Annotated in this window: 16 protein-coding genes and 1 tRNA gene; 6 read left to right on the plus strand and 11 right to left on the minus strand. The window is 56.0% G+C overall.

Annotation, left to right across the window (positions count from 1 at the left end; translation table 11 throughout):
- Positions 1-163 precede the first annotated feature (163 nt).
- The gene (locus tag AC0V60_RS07980; protein ID WP_486177949.1) at positions 164-1,072 is read right to left on the minus strand and encodes a LysR family transcriptional regulator; all 909 of its coding nucleotides are present in this window, start codon (positions 1,070-1,072) and stop codon (positions 164-166) included.
- 159 nt (positions 1,073-1,231) lie between these two features.
- Here AC0V60_RS07980 and AC0V60_RS07985 point away from each other — a divergent pair, with 159 nt between their 5' ends.
- The gene (locus tag AC0V60_RS07985) at positions 1,232-1,948 is read left to right on the plus strand and encodes a pirin family protein (RefSeq protein WP_486179466.1); all 717 of its coding nucleotides are present in this window, start codon (positions 1,232-1,234) and stop codon (positions 1,946-1,948) included.
- A gap of 82 nt (positions 1,949-2,030) precedes the next feature.
- Complete coding sequence (locus tag AC0V60_RS07990; protein WP_486177950.1) at positions 2,031-2,624, plus strand: FMN-dependent NADH-azoreductase; 594 nt, start codon at positions 2,031-2,033, stop codon at positions 2,622-2,624.
- Positions 2,625-2,693: 69 nt separating this feature from the next.
- On the opposite strand, the gene AC0V60_RS07995 is transcribed toward AC0V60_RS07990, so the two are convergent.
- Together AC0V60_RS07995 and AC0V60_RS08000 are read right to left on the minus strand one after the other, a co-directional pair.
- The gene (locus AC0V60_RS07995) at positions 2,694-4,973 is read right to left on the minus strand and encodes a methyl-accepting chemotaxis protein (RefSeq protein WP_486177951.1); all 2,280 of its coding nucleotides are present in this window, start codon (positions 4,971-4,973) and stop codon (positions 2,694-2,696) included.
- 113 nt (positions 4,974-5,086) lie between these two features.
- Positions 5,087-7,147 (minus strand): NAD(+) synthase, encoded by a 2,061-nt coding sequence (locus AC0V60_RS08000; RefSeq protein ID WP_486177952.1) that lies wholly within the window; start codon positions 7,145-7,147, stop codon positions 5,087-5,089.
- A gap of 194 nt (positions 7,148-7,341) precedes the next feature.
- Here AC0V60_RS08000 and yghU point away from each other — a divergent pair, with 194 nt between their 5' ends.
- The 3 genes from yghU to AC0V60_RS08015 all read left to right on the plus strand — a co-directional run bounded on the left by yghU (position 7,342) and on the right by AC0V60_RS08015 (position 9,832).
- The gene (gene yghU, locus AC0V60_RS08005; RefSeq protein ID WP_486177953.1) at positions 7,342-8,208 is read left to right on the plus strand and encodes a glutathione-dependent disulfide-bond oxidoreductase; all 867 of its coding nucleotides are present in this window, start codon (positions 7,342-7,344) and stop codon (positions 8,206-8,208) included.
- Positions 8,209-8,292: 84 nt separating this feature from the next.
- Positions 8,293-9,708 carry an MFS transporter gene (locus AC0V60_RS08010; protein WP_486177954.1) on the plus strand — a complete coding sequence of 472 codons (1,416 nt, stop codon included), beginning with the start codon at positions 8,293-8,295 and terminating at the stop codon, positions 9,706-9,708.
- Between the two features lie 49 nt (positions 9,709-9,757).
- Positions 9,758-9,832: transfer RNA gene (locus AC0V60_RS08015), tRNA-Gln, on the plus strand.
- A gap of 92 nt (positions 9,833-9,924) precedes the next feature.
- On the opposite strand, the gene AC0V60_RS08020 is transcribed toward AC0V60_RS08015, so the two are convergent.
- The 8 genes from AC0V60_RS08020 to AC0V60_RS08055 all read right to left on the minus strand — a co-directional run bounded on the left by AC0V60_RS08020 (position 9,925) and on the right by AC0V60_RS08055 (position 23,097).
- Positions 9,925-10,371, minus strand: a complete 447-nt coding sequence (locus AC0V60_RS08020; protein ID WP_486177955.1) for a response regulator — start codon at positions 10,369-10,371, stop codon at positions 9,925-9,927.
- 84 nt (positions 10,372-10,455) lie between these two features.
- Positions 10,456-14,118, minus strand: coding sequence for a PAS domain-containing protein (locus AC0V60_RS08025; RefSeq protein WP_486177956.1), 3,663 nt, complete (start codon positions 14,116-14,118; stop codon positions 10,456-10,458).
- Positions 14,119-14,457: 339 nt separating this feature from the next.
- On the minus strand, positions 14,458-15,423 hold the full coding sequence (locus AC0V60_RS08030; protein ID WP_486177957.1) for an NAD(P)/FAD-dependent oxidoreductase: 966 nt from the start codon (positions 15,421-15,423) through the stop codon (positions 14,458-14,460).
- 45 nt (positions 15,424-15,468) lie between these two features.
- On the minus strand, positions 15,469-16,455 hold the full coding sequence (egtD, locus tag AC0V60_RS08035) for an L-histidine N(alpha)-methyltransferase (protein ID WP_486177958.1): 987 nt from the start codon (positions 16,453-16,455) through the stop codon (positions 15,469-15,471).
- Between the two features lie 4 nt (positions 16,456-16,459).
- Positions 16,460-17,728 carry an ergothioneine biosynthesis protein EgtB gene (egtB, locus tag AC0V60_RS08040; protein ID WP_486177959.1) on the minus strand — a complete coding sequence of 423 codons (1,269 nt, stop codon included), beginning with the start codon at positions 17,726-17,728 and terminating at the stop codon, positions 16,460-16,462.
- A gap of 108 nt (positions 17,729-17,836) precedes the next feature.
- A complete protein-coding gene (locus tag AC0V60_RS08045; protein ID WP_486177960.1) occupies positions 17,837-18,433 on the minus strand; it encodes a hypothetical protein in 597 nt (198 codons plus the stop codon).
- A gap of 73 nt (positions 18,434-18,506) precedes the next feature.
- Positions 18,507-19,898 (minus strand): class II 3-deoxy-7-phosphoheptulonate synthase, encoded by a 1,392-nt coding sequence (locus AC0V60_RS08050; RefSeq protein ID WP_486177961.1) that lies wholly within the window; start codon positions 19,896-19,898, stop codon positions 18,507-18,509.
- Between the two features lie 151 nt (positions 19,899-20,049).
- Positions 20,050-23,097, minus strand: coding sequence for a M16 family metallopeptidase (locus AC0V60_RS08055; RefSeq protein ID WP_486177962.1), 3,048 nt, complete (start codon positions 23,095-23,097; stop codon positions 20,050-20,052).
- Positions 23,098-23,197: 100 nt separating this feature from the next.
- On the opposite strand from AC0V60_RS08055, the gene AC0V60_RS08060 reads away from it, so the two are divergent.
- Positions 23,198-23,779, plus strand: a complete 582-nt coding sequence (locus tag AC0V60_RS08060; RefSeq protein WP_486177963.1) for a NifU family protein — start codon at positions 23,198-23,200, stop codon at positions 23,777-23,779.
- Positions 23,780-23,808 lie beyond the last annotated feature (29 nt).

A 23,808-nucleotide genomic window follows, 5' to 3' on the forward strand; every position in this document is an offset into this window, starting at 1 on the left:
CGGTCCGTGAGCACATCGCAAGGTCTGCGAATTTCAATCTGTCACGGACCGCTATCCACAACGCCTCCACCTTGGTTAAGCTCCAATATCAAAGGATCAGCACGCGAATTGAGGTCAGGTTTTTCGACACTCGCGCCGACGCCACTGAGTGGTTGAGACGCCCTTACGCTGATGCATCTTGAGCGCCCAAAGCATCCCTGAAAGCGTCGATCAACCAACTTGTCGCAGGACCCAGCACAATGCCGCGCCGCCAAAGCGCATAGAGGGTGTAGCGATCGCCGGGCTTCTCCGGCAGGTCGAGTTCCACAAGACGGCGCAGGGCAAGGTCCTCCGCCACCATGTCACGCGGCATATTGCCCCATCCCAGCCCCTCCTTGAGCAGCGAATGTTTGGCCGACAAATCGCCAAGCCGCCATGTCAGCGGACTCACCACAGAAAACTCGCGGCCCTTTGTTCGTGTGGAGCGGTCGGATAGCACCAATTGCAGATTCTTGCGGCTTTCTCCAGGCACGACATTCTTCTTCGTCAAAGGATGGCCTGGAGCGGCCACTGGGATAAGCTCGACTTTGCCCAGAGCCTGCCGTTCGAGCGATGGGTCCTCGCTCACGATCGGCCCGCCAATCGCGGCTTGCGCATCCTCGTCGATAAGGCACTGCGCCACCGCGCCAAGCCCCTCGACCCGCAAACGTATGGCGACCGTCGGATACCGCTCTCGGAACGCGGAAAGCACACGCGCGGTAACATCGCCCGGCACCATGACGTCAACGACCAGCGCCAGATGGCTCTCAAGACCCGCATGAAACGACCGTGTTTTTGCAAGCAGTTTATCCACTCCGTCGGCCACATGGCGCGCTTCGCCGAGCAATCCTTCTCCCGCTTTGGTCAGCACAGGTTTGCGTGACCCTGACCGCTCGAACAGCGAGACGGCAAGCTGGGCCTCCAATTGTGCGATGCCGTAGCTGACAGCGGACACCGCCCGGTTCATGCGGCGTGCGGCCGCGCCAAAGCTGCCTTCCTCGACGACGGCGAGGAAAATGCGCAAATGGTCGAGACTGGGATCGCCTAGCTTCATGGATCGAATGTTCAGATAATTTGAACATTTATGCAAGTTTTATCGCAGTCCCTTGTTTGGTTGCGCGTGGCTATTTCCTTTCTCAACGAAGCAATGGACACCGCTCAGACGGGAGGCTCCGGAGCGAAGACAGGAGTAAAGACCATGACCAACACAGCAATCATCGAACTGCGCCCTTTTGAAAGCCTTGGCAGTGCAGACCATGGCTGGCTCAATGCGCATCACCACTTTGCGTTCGGTGGCTACCACGACCCAGCCCGCGTGAATTGGGGAGCCTTGCGGGTCTGGAACGATGACACCATTGCGCCGGGCACCGGTTTTCCCACTCACCCGCACTCGGACATGGAAATCATCACCTATGTGCGCAAAGGCGCGGTCACGCACCGCGACAATCAGGGCAATGAAGGCCGCACCGAGGCCGGCGATGTTCAGGTGATGAGCGCTGGCAATGGCATTCAGCATTCTGAATACAACCGTGAGCAAGAAGACACGCAAATCTTCCAGATCTGGATTATTCCCGACGAGCGTGGCGGCTTACCTCGCTGGGGCGCGAGAAGCTTCCCCAAGGAGGAACGTGCCGGGGCGTTTGTGACCCTTGCCAGCGGCTCCGCCAACGACAATGCCGAAAATGGCGGTGAGGCCCTGCCCATCCGCAGCGATGCAAAAGTTTCGGGCGCCACAATCAAAGCCGGGACGAGTGTTGATTATGACATCGCAGACGCCTCGCGGCACCTCTATCTCGTTCCTGCCCAAGGAAAGGTGAAAGTTGAGAACGTCGAAGCTAAAGCGCGTGACGGCATAGCGATCACCGGCACTAGGACCGTAACTGTCACAGCCCTCGAAGACAGCGAAGTCGTCCTCGTCGACACTGCCTAACAACTCCCCTCGGGGCTGGTCTTACCAATTTCCTAAAACCGGCCCCGCCCCCTTTCTCGTAATCATTTCAGGAGCATTTCTCATGTCCAACATTCTTCATATCACCTCCAGCATCCGCGGCGATGAAAGCATCTCTAACCAGCTTGGCAATGCGCTGGTCGAAGGCCTCGCTGCAAAGTCAGGCGCCGGCGTGACCAAGCGCGACCTTAGCAAGAACGACATTCCGTTTGTAAGCGCTGAGCGTTTTGCCGCGAACCTTACGCCTGCTGACGAGCGAACCGAGGAGCAATCGGAATTGGCCGCGATTGCCGATACACTGATCGCAGAATTGCAGGCAGCAGACACGATCATCATCAGCTCCCCGATTTATAATTTCGGGGTGCCCGCCAGCCTGAAAGCTTGGGCCGACCTTGTCGCCCGGGCTGGCACAACCTTTCAATACACAGCTAACGGACCGCAAGGCCTTTTGGAGGGCAAGAAGGCCTATATCACCGCCGCATCAGGGGGTACGCCGGTGGGTTCTGAGATCGACTTTATGAGCAGCTGGCTCACATTTTTCCTTGGTTTTCTTGGTATTCACGATGTCAAGGTCATCGCCGCCGATGGCACTATGGCAGGCGATGGCGAGGCAAAAATTGCCGCGGCGCATGCCGAGATTGCGCAGATGATTGCCTGAACAATCCGTCAATCGGTCAATTTAGGAAAGAGCTGAAGCGGCGGTGATCGTCCTTCGGCTTTTTTCGTCTCAATCAGAGGTGGACCGCGCTTTGGAAAGAGTGCTGAAACGGCGGCGAAGCGAGGTCACTTCAAAGTTTATCTTGCGGGCAAGCGCGTCCAGTTCTTCCGAACTGGTGCTCAGCTGCTCAATGGTCGGAGCCGATGCGGCGAAATTCTCTGACACTCTTGCGACCGCCTCGCCGCTGCTTAAGACGCCGGCCTTGGCCTCTGAAATCATCCCGCGAAGTTCTTTCCCGGTCGCGCGCTGATCCACAACAGCCTGCGCAGCGTCACCGGCCATATCGCGAACCGTCTCAATCGAGGCATCAATGGCCCGAAATTGAGTGACCGAGCTTGCGATCAGTTCGGAAACCAGTTCCACGATCCGGGCAATATCTTTGGTGGCGTGCTCCGTTTGAACGGCCAGATCGCCCACCTCGCTCGAAACTACGGCAAAACCGCGTCCTGCCTCACCTGCTCTGGCGGCTTCAATTTGCGCATTGAGCGCCAGAACACGGGTGGTGTCAGAGATATCTTCGATGAGAGCCACGAGCTTTCCGATTTCTCGGGTTGACGCCTCGAGCGTGCTTGCAATCTCGCTGCCTCTTTCGCTGGCCCTATCTGCATCTGCTACCGCTACGTGCGCTCGCTCGACTTTCTCACCAACAAGCGCCAGCGTGTGCGCGATGTTCTCAGTGCCTAGAGAAACATACTCAGCAATCTGCGCTGCGCGTGCGGCTTGTTGGCTTGCTTCATCGACCAGCTCACCTGACTGAACTGTCCGGTTGGAGAGCACGTGCGAACCATCAGACAGATCGCGCGCTTTTCCTTTGAGCTGCTCGACCAGAACCGCAAATTCGATCTGGAAATCGCGCAGCATGGCCTCGCTTTTATCGGCGCGTTGACGCTCGCGGTCAGCCATCAGGCTTGTTTCTCGCTGTTTGGCTCGCAGGCGATCAGAAGCGACTTTCTCTGAGGCTTCTACCTTGCCAAGAAACGTGTTCAGCGACAACGCAACTTCGCCCGCTTCATCGAATGGATCCATCTCAATTCGGGTCGAGAGATCGGATGTCCCTGCGTTGATTTCTTCTAATGTTTCGAGCAGCTTCGTATTGCCGAGCATCGCATTGTGTTCAGTGATGTTGAGCCCGCGGTGCTCATCATTGCTCGACACCCGGAGTTTGCCGCGATCTTGCAATAATTTCGCCGTGTAACGCATTGTTACAAAAGCAAACCCGCCGATTGCGGTCACGCCCAATAGCTGCACACCAAACTGAAGAATAACCCCGTTGGAAAGCTGCTCGGACCGCACAATGAAGGGCACGGCCAGCGTCCCCAGAACGCCGCCAAAACCGTGCACGCTCACCGCGTAAACAGCGTCATCCAGCTTGGCCTTTTCATCCATCCAGTCCGCCACAGCTACCGACAAACCGCCAGCCAGCGCGCCCATCGCAATCGCTCCGATTGAATATGCGTAAGGGGCAGATGCGGTGATTGCGACAAGGCCAACCAAAAGGCCATTGATAGCGCGGTCCGCCCGGTAATAGCTGTCTTTGCGCAGGCCTGTGAAAACTGCCGTCAATGCGCCTGCGCATCCTGCATAGAGCGTGTTTGAAAGCGCGCGCGCGAAGCTGTCGCTTCCTGGCTCAAGGCTGCCTGAGTTAAAGCCAAGCCATCCAACCAGCAGAAGCAATGCACCGGCCCCTGCGAGGATGGGAGAGTGCCCATGAATGACCTTGGTGTTTTCTGCGAGCGAGCCAAATCGACCTTTGCGCGGCCCGACCACTGTAAGGATCGCCAGTGCTGCCGCGCCTCCGGTGACGTGCACAACGGATGACCCTGCAAAATCGAAAAACCCCATAGCCTCAAGCCAGCCTTGCCCCTCTGCGCCGGGAAGCGATCCCGCCCATGCCCAGTGCCCGATGATAGGGTATATGATCAAAGTGAGCGGTATGGTGAGAATGAGGTAGGCTGAGAACCGCAGTCTTTCTGCAATCGCGCCTGAGACAATTGTGGCGGCGGTTCCGCAAAAAAGCGCCTGGAAGAGCAAGAACAGGACAAGCTCGCCCGAACCAGAATAGGCCATGAGGCCGAAATCAAACCCAAACGCACCAAATCCGCCGCCAAACATGATGGCCGCGCCCAAAATGTGGAAACCCAGAACGGCGATAACGAAGTCCGCCAAGTTCTTCATCGCGACATTGATGCTGTTTTTGGAACGTACAAAACCGGCCTCCAAAAAGAGGAAACCAATTTGCATCCCTGCGACAAGCACGCAGGCTATTCCTAACCAGATTTCGGTAGCCAATTGCGATCCCCGCTAACCCTTTGCGAGTCGAGAGCTAAGGGACATGGCCTAAGAAATGGTTAAAGGCGTGTTTACTAAGAATACCGCATGATTACTGGGCGTTGCCGCGCAGTTCATTCCGGCGGGAGGCTCGTCCGCAAGTCTTCCAGCCACACCTCAGCGACAGCATCGCTGGGTGCGCGCCAGTCGCCTCGTGGGCTGAGTGCACCAGCTGATGAAACCTTGGGCCCATTGGGCATGGCGCTGCGCTTAAACTGCGAGAGGCCGAAGAAGCGTTTGAGGAATGTTTCAAGCCATTTCGCAATTTCGCCCAAATCATATTCGTGCTTGCGGTGTTCTGGAAAACCGGCAGGCCAATCCCCCGCAGATGCATCACGCCAAGAATGCCAGGCTAGGAAAGCGATCTTGCCCGGACGCTGGCCGTAGCGGATACAGTGATGAAGAAAGAAATCATGGAGCTCGTAAGGGCCGATATGCGCCTCCGTGTCCTGAATCGCTCCGTCTGTTCCTGCGGGGACCAATTCAGGTGAGATCACCGTATCGTACACAGCCATCAGCACCTCGCCGCATTCGGGCAAGAACTGCTGCGTTTCGACCGTCCAGCGAATAAGAAACCGGATCAAGGTTTTGGGAATACCTGAATTGACGGCGTAATGGCTCATATGGTCGCCAACGCCGTAAGTACACCAGCCAAGCGCAACCTCGCTAAGGTCGCCGGTGCCCACCACAAAACCCGAATGCTGGCCTGCCAAACGGAAGAGGTAGTCGGTCCGAAGACCTGCCTGGACGTTCTCAAAGGTCACATCGTACTGCGGCTCCCCGCTCGCAAAGGGATGGCCCATATCTCCGAGCATCTTGGTCGCGGCAGGTTTAATGTCAATCTCTTCAGCTGTGATGCCAAAGGCTTCCATCAATTTCCACGCGTTCGATTTGGTCACATCGGACGTTCCGAAACCGGGCATGGTGTATCCGCGAACCGTGCTGCGCGGGAGACCAAGCCGGTCGCACGCTTTGCACGCCACGATCAGAGCATGGGTGCTGTCCAACCCGCCAGAAACACCAATCACGAGGCTCTTTGCCTGGGACGCCTCAATCCGGCGCATAAGCGCATCGACTTGAATGTTGAATGCTTCGTAGCAGTCTTCATCCAACGTCTTGGGATCATTGGGCACAAACGGGAACCGGCGCGAGGGGCGCGCTAAGCCAATGTCGCCTTCGGCATAGGTGTGCTCGAACACCACGCGGCGAAAGCTGTCTTCTGGGCGGCCGTGAGCCTCGGCTGAATCAGCAAACGTCTGATTGCGCATGCGTTCACTGGCGATCCGGTCTGTGTCGATATCGACCACGCAAAGCTCCGGATCGAGGTCGAAGCGCACGCTTTCTGAAAGCAGGCTGCCAAGCTCGTAGATCACGCCCTGCCCGTCCCAGGCAAGGTCTGTCGTGCTCTCGCCATGCCCGCTCGCCGAATAGACATAGGTGCAAATCGAGCGCGACGAACTGGCGCGGCAGTGGAGGTGGCGATCAGCCGCCCGGCCAATCGTAATCGGCGATGCAGACAAATTGCAGAGAATCAAAGCGCCCGCGAGCGCTGCCAGAGTGCCCGGCGGATTGGGTGCCCAAAAGTCTTCGCAAATCTCGACGCCAAAGGTAAAACCTGGAAGGTTCGAAGCGGAGAAAACGAGGTCAGTGCCGAAGGGCACTTCTTCCCCGTTAACCCCGATCCAAAGGTCCTGACAATTGCGGCCATGAGTGAAATGGCGTTTTTCATAGAATTCGCGGTAATTGGGAAGGTAAGACTTGGGGACCACTCCCAATACCTCCCCGCCCGCAATCACCACGGCGCAATTGTAAAGCTTGTTGTTGCGCCTGAGGGGCGCGCCCACGACCAATACCGGCGACGACTCGGCGCTCGCCTCTGCGAGGGTGGCAATCGCCGCTTCGCTTGCATCAAGAATGGCATTCTGAAGCAGCAAATCGTCAATTGCGTAGGACGATATGCAAAGCTCAGGATAGACCACAAGGTCGACATTCTCCTCCGCCGCCTTCCTTGCTTCGGACAAAATCCCTTTTACGTTATACGCCACATCGCCTGTGCGATGGCACGGAGTTGCAGTCGCCACGCGGACCATGCCGTGCGTGTGCATATCGAAGAAGGGGTGTGTTTTTTCAGCCATATACGCTCTCTAACGGCTAACCGCCCAAGCTCCAAGCGCCGTGTTCGCACTTGCACAAGATCGGCTTTAGACCCTGACAGCGAAAGATTGCGTAAGGCTGCTTGCATCATGCCTGCGAAAGGGCCACCTTTTCCTCACCACAATTGATTAGAAGAACGCCTCTCTTCTCATAACGGATGGAACACACAAAAACTATGGCTGACCCAACATACACACCGCCCGCTGTCTGGACCCATGATGCTGAAAATGGTGGCCGCTTTGCTGGCATTAACCGCCCAACCGCAGGCGCGCGCGAAGAAAAACCGCTGCCGCGCGGTGACAACCCGTTCCAGCTCTATTCGCTTGCCACACCCAATGGTGTGAAAGTTACGATCATGCTCGAGGAACTGATTGAAAAGGGTCACGCGGGCGCAGAATATGACGCCTATACGGTCAACATCGGGGACGGGGTCCAATTCACCAGCGGCTTTGTCGATGTGAATCCGAACTCGAAAATTCCAGCCCTCGTCGATGCCAGCGGCGATGCTGACATCCGCGTCTTTGAAAGCGGCGCAATTCTGGTGCACCTCGCTGAAAAGTTCGGCGAGTTCCTCCCCAAAGACCCAGCCGCTCGGGCTGAGACGCTTTCATGGCTGTTTTGGCAAGTGGGCACGGGCCCATTCATCGGCGGCGGCTTTGGCCACTTCTATGCCTATGCGCCGGAAAAATACGAATACCCCATCAACCGCTATGCGATGGAAACGAAGCGTATTTTTGACGTTGCGAACCAGCAGCTTGCCAAGACTCAGTTTCTTGCAGGGGATGAGTACACGATTGCCGATATGGCGAACTTCCCATGGCTCGCGCCGTTTTTCGCCGGTACGATCTACAACGATGCGAAGACCTTCTTGTCGATTGACGAATATGAACATGTAGGCCGCTGGGTACGCGAGATTGCCAAGCGTCCCGGTGTTCAGCGTGGCCGCCTTGTGAACAAGGTCTGGGGCGATGAGGACCAGCAACTTATGGAGCGCCACTCACCAGCTGACTTTGAAGGCAAGAACCTCGACTTCACGTTTTAGGCACTTCTAGCGGACGAACGTCCGTTTCTAACAGACGAATGGGCTGGAAGTTCGACCGCTTCCGGCCCATTGTTGTTTGAGCAAATGAGGACTGACGATTTGGCCGAAGAGGCGCAAGCAAACGAACACCGGATCGGATTGGGCGAAAAGCTTGGCTACGGCGTTGGAGATTTGGCCTCTGGGCTAATGCTCAATTTCTTTGGCTTTTATCTCCTCTATTTCTTTGTCGATTTGGGAGGTCTAGCGCCTGCCGCCATTGGCCTCATGTTCCTTATAACCAAGCTGGTTGATGCCTTCACCGATCCGATAATGGGGCTCGTAGCGGACAGGACCCGCACCCGCTGGGGCCGGTATCGGCCTTACATTTTGTTCGCTGCGATCCCGCTGGGGCTCAGCATGATCCTTGTCTTTAGCGCGCCTGAAGACTTGGGCGGAACCGCGCTGCTGATCTGGGCCTATGCCACTTACACGCTGTGCATGCTCGCCTTTACCGCCGCCAATGTGCCTTATGGCGGGTTGCTCGGCGTGATCTCGCCGTCTTCTGAGGAGCGTTCGCGTGTGACCGCCTTCCGCATGTTCTTCTCCGCATTAGGAGGCATTTTGGTCGGCGTGCTTGGCACAACTTTGGTGCGCGAACTTGGCGGCGGGGATGAAAGGCTCGGGCTGCTGCTCACCATATCGTGCATCGCGGCTGTATCGGTCGCCTGCCTGCTCACCACGTTTGCCACCACGAAAGAACGCATTCCGCCTGCCGTGCAAAACGGTTCTGTCACAGGAGACCTTTGGGTTCTTCTTCGCACGGGCTCTTGGATAGCGGTCGCCATCGCAGCGATCCTTGGCGTGACCTCCATCGCTGCGCGCGCGGCGACTGCACCGTTCTTTTTCAAATATGTGGCGGGTGATGATGGAAGCCCCGTTTTCCTCTTCTTCGACCGCCCTGCCTTGTTTCTAACGGGCCTCGCACTTGGTCAGGTGTCCGGCGTAATCCTTGGCAGCGTGATCGTGCGCTGGTTTGAAAAATCGCACCTTTTGATCGCCGCTGGTATCGGCATGGCGGCTTTGATTATCGGTTTTTATGCCCTGCCCCTTGATGCAGTCTGGCCGCAAACCGCGCTCCAATACGCTATCGGCATCGGCTTTGGGCTTTTGATGGTGCTGTCCTATTCCATGTTCACCGACATTGCGGAATTCATCGATTGGAAGACCAATCGGCAGATGACAGCATTGGTCATCGCTGCGTCGGTTTTCGGAGTGAAGGCGGGTGTGGGCGTTGGTTCTTTCATTCCGGGCGCAGCGCTCGAGCTGACCGGCTTTGTCGCAGAGGGTGAGCAGACCAAAGAAGCTTTGATGGGGATCCAATACGCCTTTGCTTTTATTCCAGCCGCATTGCTCATCCCCGCGGCACTCTCACTGCTGTTTTACGGGATAAACCGAAGGGTTCTGGAAAACGCTGAAAGCGAACTGGCGCAGCGCCGCGACGTGCCAACGCAATTTTCCTGAAATCGGCTCTTCCAATCTCAAAAAGACCCGCTATATCGCGCCTTCGTGCTGGGGCGTCGCCAAGTGGTAAGGCACCGCTTTTTGGTAGCGGCATTCGCAGGTTCGATCCCTGCCGCCCCAGCCACGAAATATTCCCGGACGGTTGTTTCTCCCGCAGGTTTGCCCTGCATCCGTAGGGTGTGATCGGCAGCGACGCATTCGAACCAAGCGGCAGGTTTAGAGCTTCGTTGGCTTTGCCAAATAATGCTCGATCAATGCGATAAGCTCAACGGGATCAATCGGTTTTGCTATAGCGTGATCGGCTCCCACAGTCGTCGCCGATGTCTCTGCGTAGGTATTGCCTTTCGTAAACGATCCCGAAATCGCGATCACAGGCGCCGGATGCTGCATAATCTGCTTGATCTTAGCGATCAGTGTGAGCCCCCCTTGCCCGCTATAACGCCCATCTGCCTCTTTGATGAACAGATCGGCAATGACCAGATCAATTGGGTTATTGTCGATAAATGCCAAGGCGCTGATTGCATTGGTATGCAGCGAGACAAAATACCCCTCTTCTTCGAGGATATCCTTGAGCATGGGGCCAAAATCAGGATCATCTTCAAGAACGGCGATATTCGTGACGCGGTCGGAATTATCCGGACGCGAAGAACAATCATTTTCCATCGGATTATTCATCACCCTAAAAATACCACAGTGGTAACGTAACGCTCAAACAACAAAGCACAACCAACTATTAGGTGATATGACTTAAGGTGGTGGGGATTTGTCAAGAACTTCACGTATTTTTGCTGAAGTCATGGCCGGAGACGAAGGTTTAGGCAAAAGCGGTGCCTTAACCGAGCCCATCTCTTCATCGGTAAAGCCGGTATAGCCTGACATATAAATGATCCGAACATCCGGGATTATCTCCCTCGTGAGCCGGGCAAGTTCGAACCCGCCCAGACCGCCAGGCATCACAACATCAGTCAGAAGAAGGTCAAACTCCAAGCCATCTTGGATCAAGGCCAGCGCCTCACGGCCAGAGGACGATTTTATCGGCTTGTAATTCAGCGCCTCGAGCAGTTCTGCAAGCTGGCTAAGCAAATAGGGCTCATCCTCCACCAGCAAGATCGTCTCGCCCTTCCCTTCAACCATCGGGGCTAGAGCCACAGGGTCTTGGCGGCCGGTAATCTTGTCTCCAAATGGCAAGAAGAGCTTAATCGTGGTGCCTTGGCCCTCCTCGGTGTAAATCCGAATTTCGCCGTCAGATTGCTGGACAAAGCCATAGACCATGGAAAGGCCAAGCCCTGTGCCCGAATTCGTGCCTTTGGTGGTGAAGAACGGGTCAACAGCCCGCGATACGACTGCCCGAGACATACCGGGCCCATTGTCAGACACCGAGATTTCGACATAGCGCTGTGAGCGGCCCGATGATTTTGCATCGTCGTCATATTCTTGACCCACACGCCCTTCGGTTGAGAACACCGCTTCCTCGCGGCTAACACCCTCCGGATCGTAAGGGAGCATATCAACCGCGCGCGCTGACACGCGGATGTGGTGCCCTTTGGCGGCAGTCAAAATGGCATCTCGGCTGTTGAGAATGAGGTTTAGCGCAGCGTTTTGTAGTTGCCCTTGATCGCAAAAGACAATGAGGTCATCCGCAATCTCTTCGAACTCGACGGTGATCGAGGCCTCAATAGCAGGGTTCACAAGCCCCCTAAGCTCCGCAAATACGTCCGACACAGGCAATGCAATGGAACGGGCAGGCTGTTTCTTCGCAAACGCAAGAAGCCTGCTGGTCAAATCGGAACCGCGGCCAATGGATTTTTGCGCCGCCGTCATGGAACGCTGCCCCCGTTCGCTCAATTCTTCGCGGCCGATCAACGCGAGCGCATATTGCATCGTGTTGAGCAAATTATTGATATCATGAGCAATGCCCCCGGTCAGTTGTCCCAGCGCATCAAGCCGTGATTGTCGTTCAATCTGCTGCCTGTTCTTCTCAGCCTCTGAGACATCGTCCATCACGATCACAGTGTGCAGCGGCGAGTTCTCGTTCCGGACAAGGGCCGATGTCACGCGGACATAGCGCGTCTGCTCCGATCCCACCGAAGTCATCAAATGCACCTCGCCCCCGATCTTCTGCCCGATCAATGCGCGCGCAATGGGATCATTTGACGATTCCAAAGGCTGCATATCAGCAGGGTCGAGGAAAATAATCTTATCGGGCCACGTAAAAGGCAGAGAATGCGCTTCACCGGCTAGCATGTGACGACCGGCCTGATTGATCATCAAGACCTGTTTGTTCACATCAAGCCCAATGAGCGCGCCCGAAATCGTCTCGAATATGTTTTCAAGTAAGTTGGAGACATCCTCACGAGCCTGGCGCGCCTCAACCAGTTCGGTAATGTCACGCCCGATTCCCAGCACAAATTTCTGTCCGCGCTGATCTTCGAAGCGCACCTTTTTTGTCAGTAAAGTGCGCCGGGTTCCATCAGGAAACTCGATATTTTCTTCGATCTCGGCCTTCCCCTTTTCGAAGGCCAAACGGTCTTGAGCGAGGAATTCTTCCCGTTCGTTCTCATCATAGTGTTCAAGCGTAGTTGTACCAACCACCGAATCTCGCACATCGTCTGGATACAAACGCAGGAAGTTCTGGTTGGCCTGAACGATCCTGAAACCTTCGTCTTTGACGAACAGGTAGTCGGGGATCTGCTCAAACATAAGCGACTGAAATTTTTGGACTTCAGCGATTTCTCGTTCAGCAAGGACTCGGTCTGTGATGTCGATTGCAACACACAGGATATACGGCTCGCCCGACGGACCTTCGAAGCGGTTTTTATAGCTCTGCACCGTAAGCAGGCTGCCATCGAGAAATGACAGTTCATCGACCGCCTCAGCCGACCCCTCTTCGAACGCGAGAGCATCGGTTGCGTGAAGCTTTTCCAGTTCAGATAGCGGGAGGTGCTTGCCGCCTTCGCTGCCAATAATGTCGGGTCCGCCGATGAGTTTTGAAAACGCCGGATTTGCTTGGACCACCTCGAAATTCTTATTCTTCACAAAGGTTGGATAGGGCATGCTGTCAAAGATCAGATTTTGGAATTGATGCATCGAGGCAAGCTGTTGTTCGGCCTCATATTCCTTGGTGGTATCGCGCGCCATTGACAAAATGAACGGCTCACCGTCGCGGTTTTCAAACCGGTATTTCCTGAAATGGAACTTACGCTGCGATCCATCATCATAGCGATGTGTGGCTGTTGCCTCGGCAAAGCCAGTTTCGAGCGCCTCTTTGTAAAGCGCGCGCTTGCCCTCAACCAGTTCGTCATCTTCTAAGAGCGACCAAGCATCAGAACCAACGACCTTGTCCCGCAGGCGTGCCGGGAACATGTCCAAGAAGGCTGTATTGCACCTTAAAACCACGCCGTTGGCGTCTTTAACGTACACAGGCGCTGGCAAATTCTCGAGGATGAGGTCCTGAAAGGATTTGGCCTCTTCCAGCTGTTTTTCAGCCTTGAGATTGTCGGTTATATTGTGCGCGATCCCAAGGATAAAGCGGACACCGTCCTGGTCTTCGAACCGGATCTTCTTGGTGTAGAAAGTCTGCGTCTCGCCTCCGCGAACGGTGATATTCTCAGTTGCCGTTGAAGAGCCGGTTGCAAGCGCCTCTTTGTCCTTTGCCTGATAGGCTTCGACTTCTTCGGGCTCAAACTCCTCTGTGCCCGTCATGCCGATTAGCGTGTCGTGCATCTCTTTTGGAAAGAGATCGAAAAATGCAGGATTGCCGCGAATATGGCGAAACTTGGTGTCCTTGACGAAGACCACATCGGGGATGTTATCAAGGATTAGCTCAAGGAATGCGCGCGCCACCTCGCTGTCTTTGCGCGCCTGTTCGGCCACTTCCAGAGCCTTATCGCGGCCTTCTGTGGGCGGCGATTGATCAAGATGGTTCGAAACGTCCTTCTGCAGGTACGACGAAAGGAAATCGGCAGCCATTTCAGCAAGCGAAGCCAGTTTTTCCAGTTCCGCACCGCTCAGTTCTCGAGGCCTGTCATCCAGAACGCACAGAGTGCCCACGGCCGCACCAGCGACAACAATCGGGGCTCCTGCATAGAAACGGATGAACGGTTCTTTCGTGACAAGCGCATTTTCCGAAAACCGGCCGTCTAAATGCGTATCAGGAACGAGGGCCGGTCCGCCTTGTTGGATCACTATGTCGCAAAAGGAGTTCTGCCTTTCCGCTCCATCTGATGCGATCCCCTGCTTTGATTTGAACCACAAACGCTGTTCATCCACCAAAGACACCAGCGCGATTGGCACGTCAAAAAGCGCTTTTGCGACCTTTGTTAAGGAATCCAGTCGAGCATCGCATCGAGCGTCCAACACATTCAGATTACGAAGCGCCTCGAGGCGCTCAAACTCATCCAATTCGCTCAAAACGACCACCCCTTTGTTTGGCTGATATCCATAGAAGGATCAGCACTTACGCGGAGCAACTAAGCTCCGGCCCCGTAAAAAAGCTCAGCCAATATACTTTTCGTAAGCCTATTTCTCACTTTTCTGCAGAATTAATATGGACCTTCGCGGTTTTTATTTTCTCTTTCAATGCCCTTCATAAATCGACGCCTCAAATTACTCTGATTTGTCAATCTCACCATGATACAAATGACTGAAAATCGGGTGTTTATTTATAATACGCTCTTTCGTTTCTCAATGTATTCAAATCTTCAAAACGAAAGCTTCAACGCGCACCGGGCTGCGCGCCCCAATATCGTGCTATGCATTTTCCATTGTCTTAAGAATCTGACCGGCTACCGCACGACCTGAAAGGAATGCCCCCTCAACGCGTGGGCTGTGGAGATAGTCGCCTGCAATCCCGAGATTGAGGGCCAGGTCAAAATGAGCGCCTTCTCCTTTCACGCAGGCAGGCATTGCATACAGCCAGCGATGCGCGGCCAAGTGAACCGGCGTTGAGGGAGCAATCCGGGTCTGCGTAAAAAAGTCTGCCAGCAAGAGAGCGGCCGCCTCGTCCTTATCGTGGTCAATGATTTCACGGCTGCGGTCGGGACTGGCGTGGATCACCCAGCATTCTCGCCCCGGCCTACCCGGCTTCGCCGAGTTGCGCGCGGCCCACGAAACCGGGCCCTCAGAGATTCGATAGGTATCGCGCCCGGTCTCAAGCGGTGTTTCGAACGCGGCCATAACGGCCCAGCACGGTTCAGAAGACACAGATCCAGCGATCGCAGCATATTGCGGCGCTGGCGATCCCAACAATTGCGCCGCTTGCTCAGCCGGCACCGCAACGATGACCATTTTCGCCTCAAAATGCTCTTCGCCTGCGTCAATGTGCCAATCATTGCTTCCGCGCGATAACGACAGCGCGCGGGTCGCCCAGCGAACATCGAGCGCGGAGGCCATTGCTTTGATCGGGCCGTTCATGCGTGGAACCCCCACCCAGGCATCCTCGCCCGCAGCAGGCCAAGGCGCGGCTGCGCCGATTTCGTGCCAGCTTTCCACCGCTTTGCGAAACGCCGGATCTCTAGCAGTGAAATATTGCGCGCCGTGATCAAACGCGACGGTCTCACCGGCGACCTCGGCGCGGCGCGCTGCCATGCGTCCGCCCGGGCCGCGGCCTTTGTCTAAGACCAGCACCCTTAGCCCTGCGCGCCCCAAAATGCCTGCGCATGTCAGTCCGGCCATACCGGCACCGATCACCGCAACATCTGTGTTTTGAATTTCCATGGGGGCTCTAACGCCCGGAAGCTTAATGGTATCCCGGCTGGCCGATTAAGGCGCGCTTCGGTTTGGCTTGGCCTCGGCAAGGATAAGGGAGAAACGCCCTTTACTATCAAGCCAGCGCTGCGAGGGTTCCCAGCCACCAGCGAGCAGCATCATACTCGATGTGCGCCGATTGAATTTGTGACTGTTTTCAGTGTGAATGCTCTCGCCCCGGCTCAAGGCGAATGTCTGACCCGCGACCGAGAAAGCGCAATCTTTGGCCGCGACCAGATGCATTTCGACGCGGGCGTAATCATCGTTCCAGCGCGCCTCGTGGGTCATGGCGTCAAGGTCAATATCACCGTCCAGTTCCCGGTTGATCCGGCGTATCAGGTTGTAATTGAACTGCGCCGTAACCCCTGCTGCGTCGTCATACGCCGCCTCAAGCACGTCGGCGTCCTTAATAAGGTCCATCCCGATCAAGAGCTGCGCGCCAACTCCAAGGGTCTCGCGCATATTTCGGAGAAGATCCACCGCCGTGCGCGGCACCATATTACCGATGGTTGAGCCGGGGAAGAAACCCAGTTTGGGCAGATCCGCAATCGCTGCGGGCAATTCCACTTGCTGCATAAAATCGGCCTCAACCGGATAAACGGGAATTTGCGGAAATTTGGCCGCAAGCTCTGCCGCAGACGCCCGCAAGAACTCGCCCGAGATATCAAGCGGTACATAGGCTGCAGGATCAATCGCAGAAAGCAGGAGCGGCGTTTTGACAGAGGATCCGGACCCAAATTCAACAACCGCGCAGCCCGGCGAAATCATCTTTGCAAAACTTGCCGATTCCTCTTTGAGAATTTCGGTTTCTGCGCGGGTGGGATAGTATTCGGGAAGCTGGGTTATATCCTCGAACAATTGTGATCCGGCGTCATCATAAAGCCAGCGTGCAGGTACGGCCTTTTGCTCTTGTGAAAGCCCCAGAAGGACACCCTTACGAAAGGCAGTGTCAACGCCGGTTTCATCGCGTGTCACAAGCTCTAGGCCTTTGCGTGTACTCATAGTGTTAAAGATCCTTTGCGAGCCTGAGACCGGTGAATTGCCAGCGTTGGTGGGGGTAGAAAAAGTTGCGATAAGAGGCGCGCGAATGGCCCCGAACGGTTGCACAGCTTGCGCCTTTAAGCACGAATTGACCGCTCATGAATTTGCCATTGTATTCGCCCACCGCGCCTTTGGCAGGAGCAAAACGGGGATAGGGCAAATAGGCTGACCGGGTGTACTGCCAGCAATCTCCGTACAGTTTTGTGCCGCCTAGTGGGAGCGGAGCTGCGGCTTTATCGAGCTGGCCGCCTTGCGCTGCGTCGTGGGCCTGCACGTTGTTCTCACCGCCTTGTCCCCGCGCGGCCGCCTCCCACTCAAACTCGGTTGGAAGCCGCGCGCCTGCCCAAGTCGCAAAAGCATCAGCCTCATAATAGGATATGTGGGTAACGGGTGCATGACGGCCGCGCATTTGCCAGCCGCTATGAGTGAAATGTTCGCGGCCGCGCCAATACAACGGCGCATCAATAGCATTCTCGCGCACCCACGAAAGACCGTCAGAAAGCCAAAGCGAAGGCGTTTCATAGCCCTTGTCGTCTATGAATTCTTGCCATTCGCCATTGGTGATGAGCCTGTTTGCGAGCACGAAAGGTTCGAGCAGAACCCGGTGACGGGGCCCTTCGTTATCAAAAGCAAACTCTCCAGTCTGATCAGCGCCGACAAGGGCGACCCCGCCGGGGTGTTTATGCCAGCCAAGCGCACCAGCAACAGGTCCAGCACCCTCTCTTTGCGCCCACATCGCCGGACCTAAAGGGTTTTGAAACAAAGCGTGTTTGATATCCGTCAAAAACAGTTCGATATGCTGCTGCTCGTGTGCGATGCCGAGCGCGATGAGATCAGACAGGGAGGGATCCGCGATCAGCGGCTCCATCGCAGACGTGACGGACGCGCGCCATTCCAGCACTTCGTCCAATGCAGGACGAGACAACATTCCGCGCGAAAACCGCGAGATACGCGCGCCTTCTGCCTCATAGTATGAGTTAAAAAGAAACGGCCAGTTTTCTTCATAGAGACGGTATTGGCTCGCATGTTCGCGCAGCAGAAAGGTCTCCCAGAACCAATTCGTATGGGCCAAATGCCATTTGGCAGGGCTCGCATCTTCCATGGATTGAATTGTCGCATCTGCATCTGAAAGTGGCAGCGCAAGGCTTTCCATAAGCGCGCGCGTGGCGGCAAATTGCTCTACCAATGATGGGACGGAGCAAGCGGCTTGCGTCACGGACGCGGTATTAGGCAATTCAACTTCCCTCAAATCAGCATCTTTGGCGCTTGCAGTATGGCCGAAACCAGCATCAATGTCACAGCTCTAATACGCGCCAAATTGCCGCATTTCCATGACAAGTGCTCATTCAGAGGCGAACCTTTGAGCCTCGCTCACCATTGCCACCAAGCGCTGCACCTCGCCGTCAGCGTTGCGCATATTGCACGCCCGCAGCACCATCGGGCGGGGTGGGCCCGCTTCCAGTTTCACCGCAAACTCCACCTGATAAGGTTCAACGTCCTCAAAATTTTCGCGAGCAATCGCGATAAGATCAAGGCCAGCCCTTTTAAACGTAGCCTCGATCGCGGCGTCATTCAAAACGCCTCGATCACCAGCGGCGAGCAAAGCCTGAAACCCGTCCGAATATTGCTGGGTCCCGGTTGTGAAATCGTAATGCCAAATACCGCGGGATGTGTTTTTATCCTCCGCTCTCAAGATGTTGAGAAAATCGCGCAACGCATCTGCCTGCGCGCGCGCCCGGCGGGAGGTCTTGCCTGCCCTGCGGCGTCTTGATGCCACTTTGCCAACCGTCACTAATGCGATGAGAGCCATGGCAACGCAGCCCCAAAGGAGCGCGTCATTGGAGAGAAATGCGCTGAGCATTTCGCCTCCCGTTTCGGTACCCGTTTGGGCGCCGGTAGGCAAAGCGGTGTCCTCAAAATTCGGCAATAGCGCAGACATAACCCTGCCAAGATAACGGCAACAGATGCCCTATCCCAGCAAGCTCACCTCCATAACGGAGCCGACTTTAATGTTACGCCGCGTCGGCTGCGCGTTGATCGTTGACTTCTGCGTTGAGCATTTCGGCCAAAGCAAAGGCAAGCTCAAGCGATTGCTCGGCATTGAGGCGCGGGTCGCAATGCGTGTGATACCGGTCGCCGAGGCGCTCATCCGTAATCGCGACAGCGCCGCCAACGCATTCGGTCACATCTTGTCCAGTCATTTCAACATGGATGCCGCCCGGATGCGTTCCCTCCGCGCGGTGAACATCGAAGAAGCCCTTCACCTCGGTCAGGATGCGGTCAAACGGCCGCGTCTTATAACCGCTGTCGGATTTGATCACATTGCCGTGCATCGGGTCGCAAGACCAAACAACCGGATGCCCCTCGGCCTTGACCGCACGAACGAGTTTGGGAAGCCCCTCGAGCACTTTGTCATGGCCATAGCGCGCAATCAGGGTGATCCGCCCAGCCTCGCGCGCCGGGTTCAGCTGATCGAGCAATTGCAGCAAAACATCCGGCTCAAGGCTCGGCCCGCACTTCATGCCCAGCGGATTGCCGATCCCGCGCGCAAATTCCACGTGGGCGCTCCCCGGAAAACGCGTGCGGTCGCCAATCCATAGCATATGCGCCGATGTGGCGTACCATTCGCCTGTAAGCGAATCTTGCCGGGTAAGCGCCTGCTCGTAAGGGAGCAAAAGCCCTTCATGGCTGGTGTAAAAGTCCGTGCCTTGCAATTGCGGCACCGTATTCGGGTCCACTCCGCAAGCTTCCATAAAGTCGAGCGCCTCGCCAATACGATCGGCGGTTTGCGCAAACTTTTCTGTCCACGGCGTGCGGCCCATAAACTCGAGCGTCCACTGGTGAACCTGGCGAAGGTTGGCATAGCCACCGCCGGCAAATGCACGCAGCAAATTCAGTGTTGAGGCGGCCTGCGAATAGGCGCGTACCATGCGGCCAGGATCATTGCGCCGCTGTTCGGGATCAAACTCGATCCCGTTGATGTTGTCGCCAAGATAGCTTGGCAGGGTCACATCACGCCCCGAGGCATCTTTCTGCGTTTCGGTTGGTGAAGAACGAGGCTTTGCAAACTGCCCGGCCATACGCCCCACTTTGATCACGGGGCGTTTGCTGCCGAATGTCATCACAACCGCCATCTGCAACAGCACACGGAACGTGTCGCGAATGTTGTTGGGGTGAAATTCGGCAAAGCTTTCTGCACAATCGCCGCCCTGAAGCAGAAAGGCGCTGCCATTGGCGACATCAGCCAGATCAGCCTTCAGCGCGCGCGCTTCGCCAGCAAAAACGAGCGGCGGGTAAGCGGCAAGAGTTGCCTCTGCATCTGCCAGTTCGCTGGCATCTTCGTAATGCGGCAAATGCTTTGCTTCGAACTCTTTCCAGCTCTCTGGGTGCCAATTGTGGGCCACGATAAAACTCGTTTCTTTTGAGACTATTTGATATGCGTTCAACACAGTGCGGGCGCGCGCCTAATAGCGCGCAACACTTATGTAAAGCGATTGGCGCGCGCGCGACACCTTTATTTCAAGAGGTGCCTTTCGAGGATATACCCTTTCTGGCTCAACGCCCCGCCGGTTGGGCCGCTGCTGGAGGCACCGCTGCGACAGTTGCTGCGGTGCCGGTAGTGCCAGCAATTTCAGGCAGATCAGCAAGCTCCTGCCCTTCAGGGATCACTGCCAGCATAAGGGGCATAGTGTTTGCGAAATATCGGCCCGCAAAGTACTGCATCGCGCTTGGAGACGTTTGCGAATAATCGACAAACAGGCTTTTCAAAAGCTCGACGCGCCGAGGATCGCTGCTCGCGCCTTCCAAGTTGTAGAGCCAGAATTGATTTCCGGTCGAGGCACGCTTCACGCGTTCGCCCAGGGGTCCCGTCGCCCGGCTGATTTCATCGAGACTGGCGGGATTGGCTACCAGATCCTGCGCGATTTTCTCCGCCTCTGCGAAGAACACCGGCACGAATTCCGGCTTAAGCTGCGCAAGAGCTACAAACTTCCCGCCCCCATCAATATCTTCTGGCCAATCGGAAAAGGCCTGAGGTGCATAGGTCGCACCAGCTGCCTCGCGGATTTGATCCAGGAGGCGATTTTGGAAGATTGCAGCAAGGATCGTGAGCTGGCGCGATTCGCGAATACCGGCAACGCCTGCACCGCTAGGCCAAGCAACGACGGCGGCCGCCTGATCAGCATCGCCTCTGTGGGTCAAGACCTTGGGCTTACCAGTTGTCGCCGGAAAACCGGGAACGCGCCCTGCAACCTCGGGAGAAATAGGCGTGCGCTCTGGCAGGGCGCCAAAAGTTAAACGCAGTTTTTCAACGATCTCTTGCTGATCAAACTCGCCAAAAATCAGAACTTCGACTGGGCCTTGAGCAAGCAGAGGTTCCCAAACTTTCCTGAACTGTTCAGGTGTCGCCTGATCAAGCATTTCGGGATTGGGCGTGATAAAACGCGGATCATTGTTCGTGAGGATATACTCCATATCACGCGCCAGAACCGCATCGGGGCTAGTCGAAAACGAGCTATAGCCCAGCTGCGCAAGCCGTTTGACACGTTCAACCGGTTGGGGGTCCCATCCCGGCATGCCAAGCTTAGCTGCGAAGAGATAAAGCTGATCGGCCACATCTTCTGAGCGTGACTGCGCTGTGAAGGTGAAGACCGCATCATCAATGTCGAAGTTAAGACCAAGCTTGCGCCCGCTGGTCAAGCGTTCCAGCTCGGTCAAGCCAAGCTCACCGATGCCAGATCGCATCAGGGCTGCTTTGCCTAGATCCGCGTAAAGCGCGCTTTCTTTGTCAAAGGCGCGGTATCCAGCGCCGAAACGCACTTTGACCGTCACACGGCCCGGCTCTGCATCGTTTGCCCAAAGGATAGCCTTGGCTCCATTGGCAAATTCGACCTTTTGAACGTCGAGAATGCCAAGCGGCCCTTGCTCAGTGATCGTGCCGGGTGCGCCCACTGGCGGCAGATCATCAAAGGATATCTGTGCTGCGGCCACCCTTGCTGTCGCGTCTTGTGTCGCGGTTGTGGCAAGAGCGAGCTTGAGCGCGTCTTCATCCGCCTCACCAATAGACGGAGTAATGTAGACAGAACGCGCCACTTCGCCGCGGAACAGGGCGCGCGTGCGCTCATGCACCTCGGATGGGACCATGCGGGGCTTCGCACTGTTGAAGACGTCCAGAAAGACCTGCGGGCTGGCCACGGTCTCGCGGATATCGACAGCGTTGATCAGGTTGTCTGTGAGCGCGCGTCCTGATTGAACCCGCTCTTGCTCAAGAAAATTGATGTAGCCCACTTCGATTTCAGCCGCCTCGCGGTCGATCTCTTCTTGGGTGGGAGGATTGGCAATCCCGTCAGCGATAATGCCGCGCACATCTGCAAGCGCTGCTCGCCAATCATCTCCAATCGGTACGACGCCAACAAATGTCACATTCGCAGAGCGTGAAATAGGATTGTTCGAAATACCTGCGTTCAGGAAAGACGCACCGCTTCGTGCCCGTTTTTCAATCCGGCGATTGATAATGCGCAGCGCAAGCTCATCTATGATCTTGCCTTCATTGTATACAATGGTGTCCTGCACCTGACGCCAAGGCCGCATAATCATGAAAATCAGCCTTCGCGAAAGGTCAGGTTCGACCATGACGCTGAGTTCACCGATTGGCACATCTGCACCGCCCAAAGTGGGCGCTCCAGGAGGGGAGATGGGGTCGCCAAAGTCTGGGACAACGCCGGGCTCGCCGGTTCCTTCCCAATCTCCAAACCACTGCTCGATCAAGCCGGCGAGAACCTGCGGATCTGCATCACCGGCAACCGCAATGACGGTGTTTTCAGGGCGATACCAACGATCATAAAACGCTTTGACCTTTGCGCCATTGGCCGCCGTCAGAGTTTCTTCAGTGCCGATTGGATCGCGTGATGCCATCCTCAGACCTGCAAACAAGGTGCGTCTTTGAACTTGGTTGACACGCTCTCCCGGACCGCCCCTTTCGCGTTTTTCCGCGAGCACAATCGGAAGCTCAGCTGCGACGTTGCCATCGCTGATCACCGGGGCTTTGATCATGCCTGAAAGCAGCTTGAAGCTTTCGGTGAGCTTAGCGGGTCCGATGTTCGGGATATCGAGCTTGTAGGCGGTGTGAGTGGGGCTGGTTTCCGCATTGGTATCTGCGCCAAATGTCGCGCCCAAGCGCTGCCAAGCCGCGATCGCCTCTGCTTTGCCCAGATATTTGCTTTCCCGGAAAAGCAAATGCTCCAAAAAGTGCGCATAACCTTGCTCGTCGTCATTTTCGTGCAATGACCCTGCATCAATGCGCACCCGGATCGAGATCTGGCCCGGAGGAACACCGTTGCGCCTCACCGCGTAACGAAGGCCGTTGTCCATCTTGCCGAACACCCATTTGCGGTCGACGGGGATATTGCTCCCTTCATAAAGCCACGGCGTCTCATCTTCGCCCTGCACTGCCACAGGCTCTGGCACGTCATAGGCCGGCAAAGCCTCACCAAGAAGGATCGGCGCAGGAGGCGGTGCGGCCTCTTGGCTATGCACAGCCACCGACGAGGTGAAAGCCGCGGTAAGGATGGAGAGGGCAGCGCTCGCCCGGATCATAACGTTCATGATCAGGACTATAGTGCGGTTAGGCATGAAGGACCAGTGAATGGTCACCTGCAAAAATGCCGCGCTTGTGGGAATGGGGTAAGCGCCCTATTTAGCGCTCATGTTTATTGAGACCGAAACCACACCGAACCCATCCAGCCTCAAGTTCCTGCCTGGGCGCACAGTTATGCCTTCGGGAACACGCGAGTTTTCTTCGCCTGAAGCGGCACAGGCCAGCCCGCTTGCAGAGGCCATTTTCAATACCGGCGAGGTGGTGAACGTCTTTTACGGCTGGGACTTTGTGACTGTAACAGCAGCGCCAGGCGCTGATTGGAGCGGGCTTAAGGCCGAAGTGGTGACGATCCTGCTTGACCATTTCGTCTCAGAGGCGCCTTTATTTATTGGCGGGAGCGCGGACGGGATTTCGGTGCCGGGCGAGGATACTGCGCTGATCGTTGAGGACCGCGACGAAGACGCTGAGATCATCGCCTCCATCCATGAACTTCTTGAAACGCGCGTGCGCCCCGCGGTTGCCAGCGATGGCGGCGACATCGCCTATCGCGGATTTTCAGACGGCGTGGTCTATCTGACACTGCAGGGCGCGTGCGCAGGCTGTCCGTCGAGCACGATGACCTTAAAACAGGGAATTGAGAGCCTTCTCAAACACTACGTCCCTGAAGTGCACGAAGTTCGCGCCGCATAAAGGATTAACGCCAAGGGTGCACCGCAATT

This window comes from Erythrobacter sp. S259 (genome assembly GCF_057364965.1).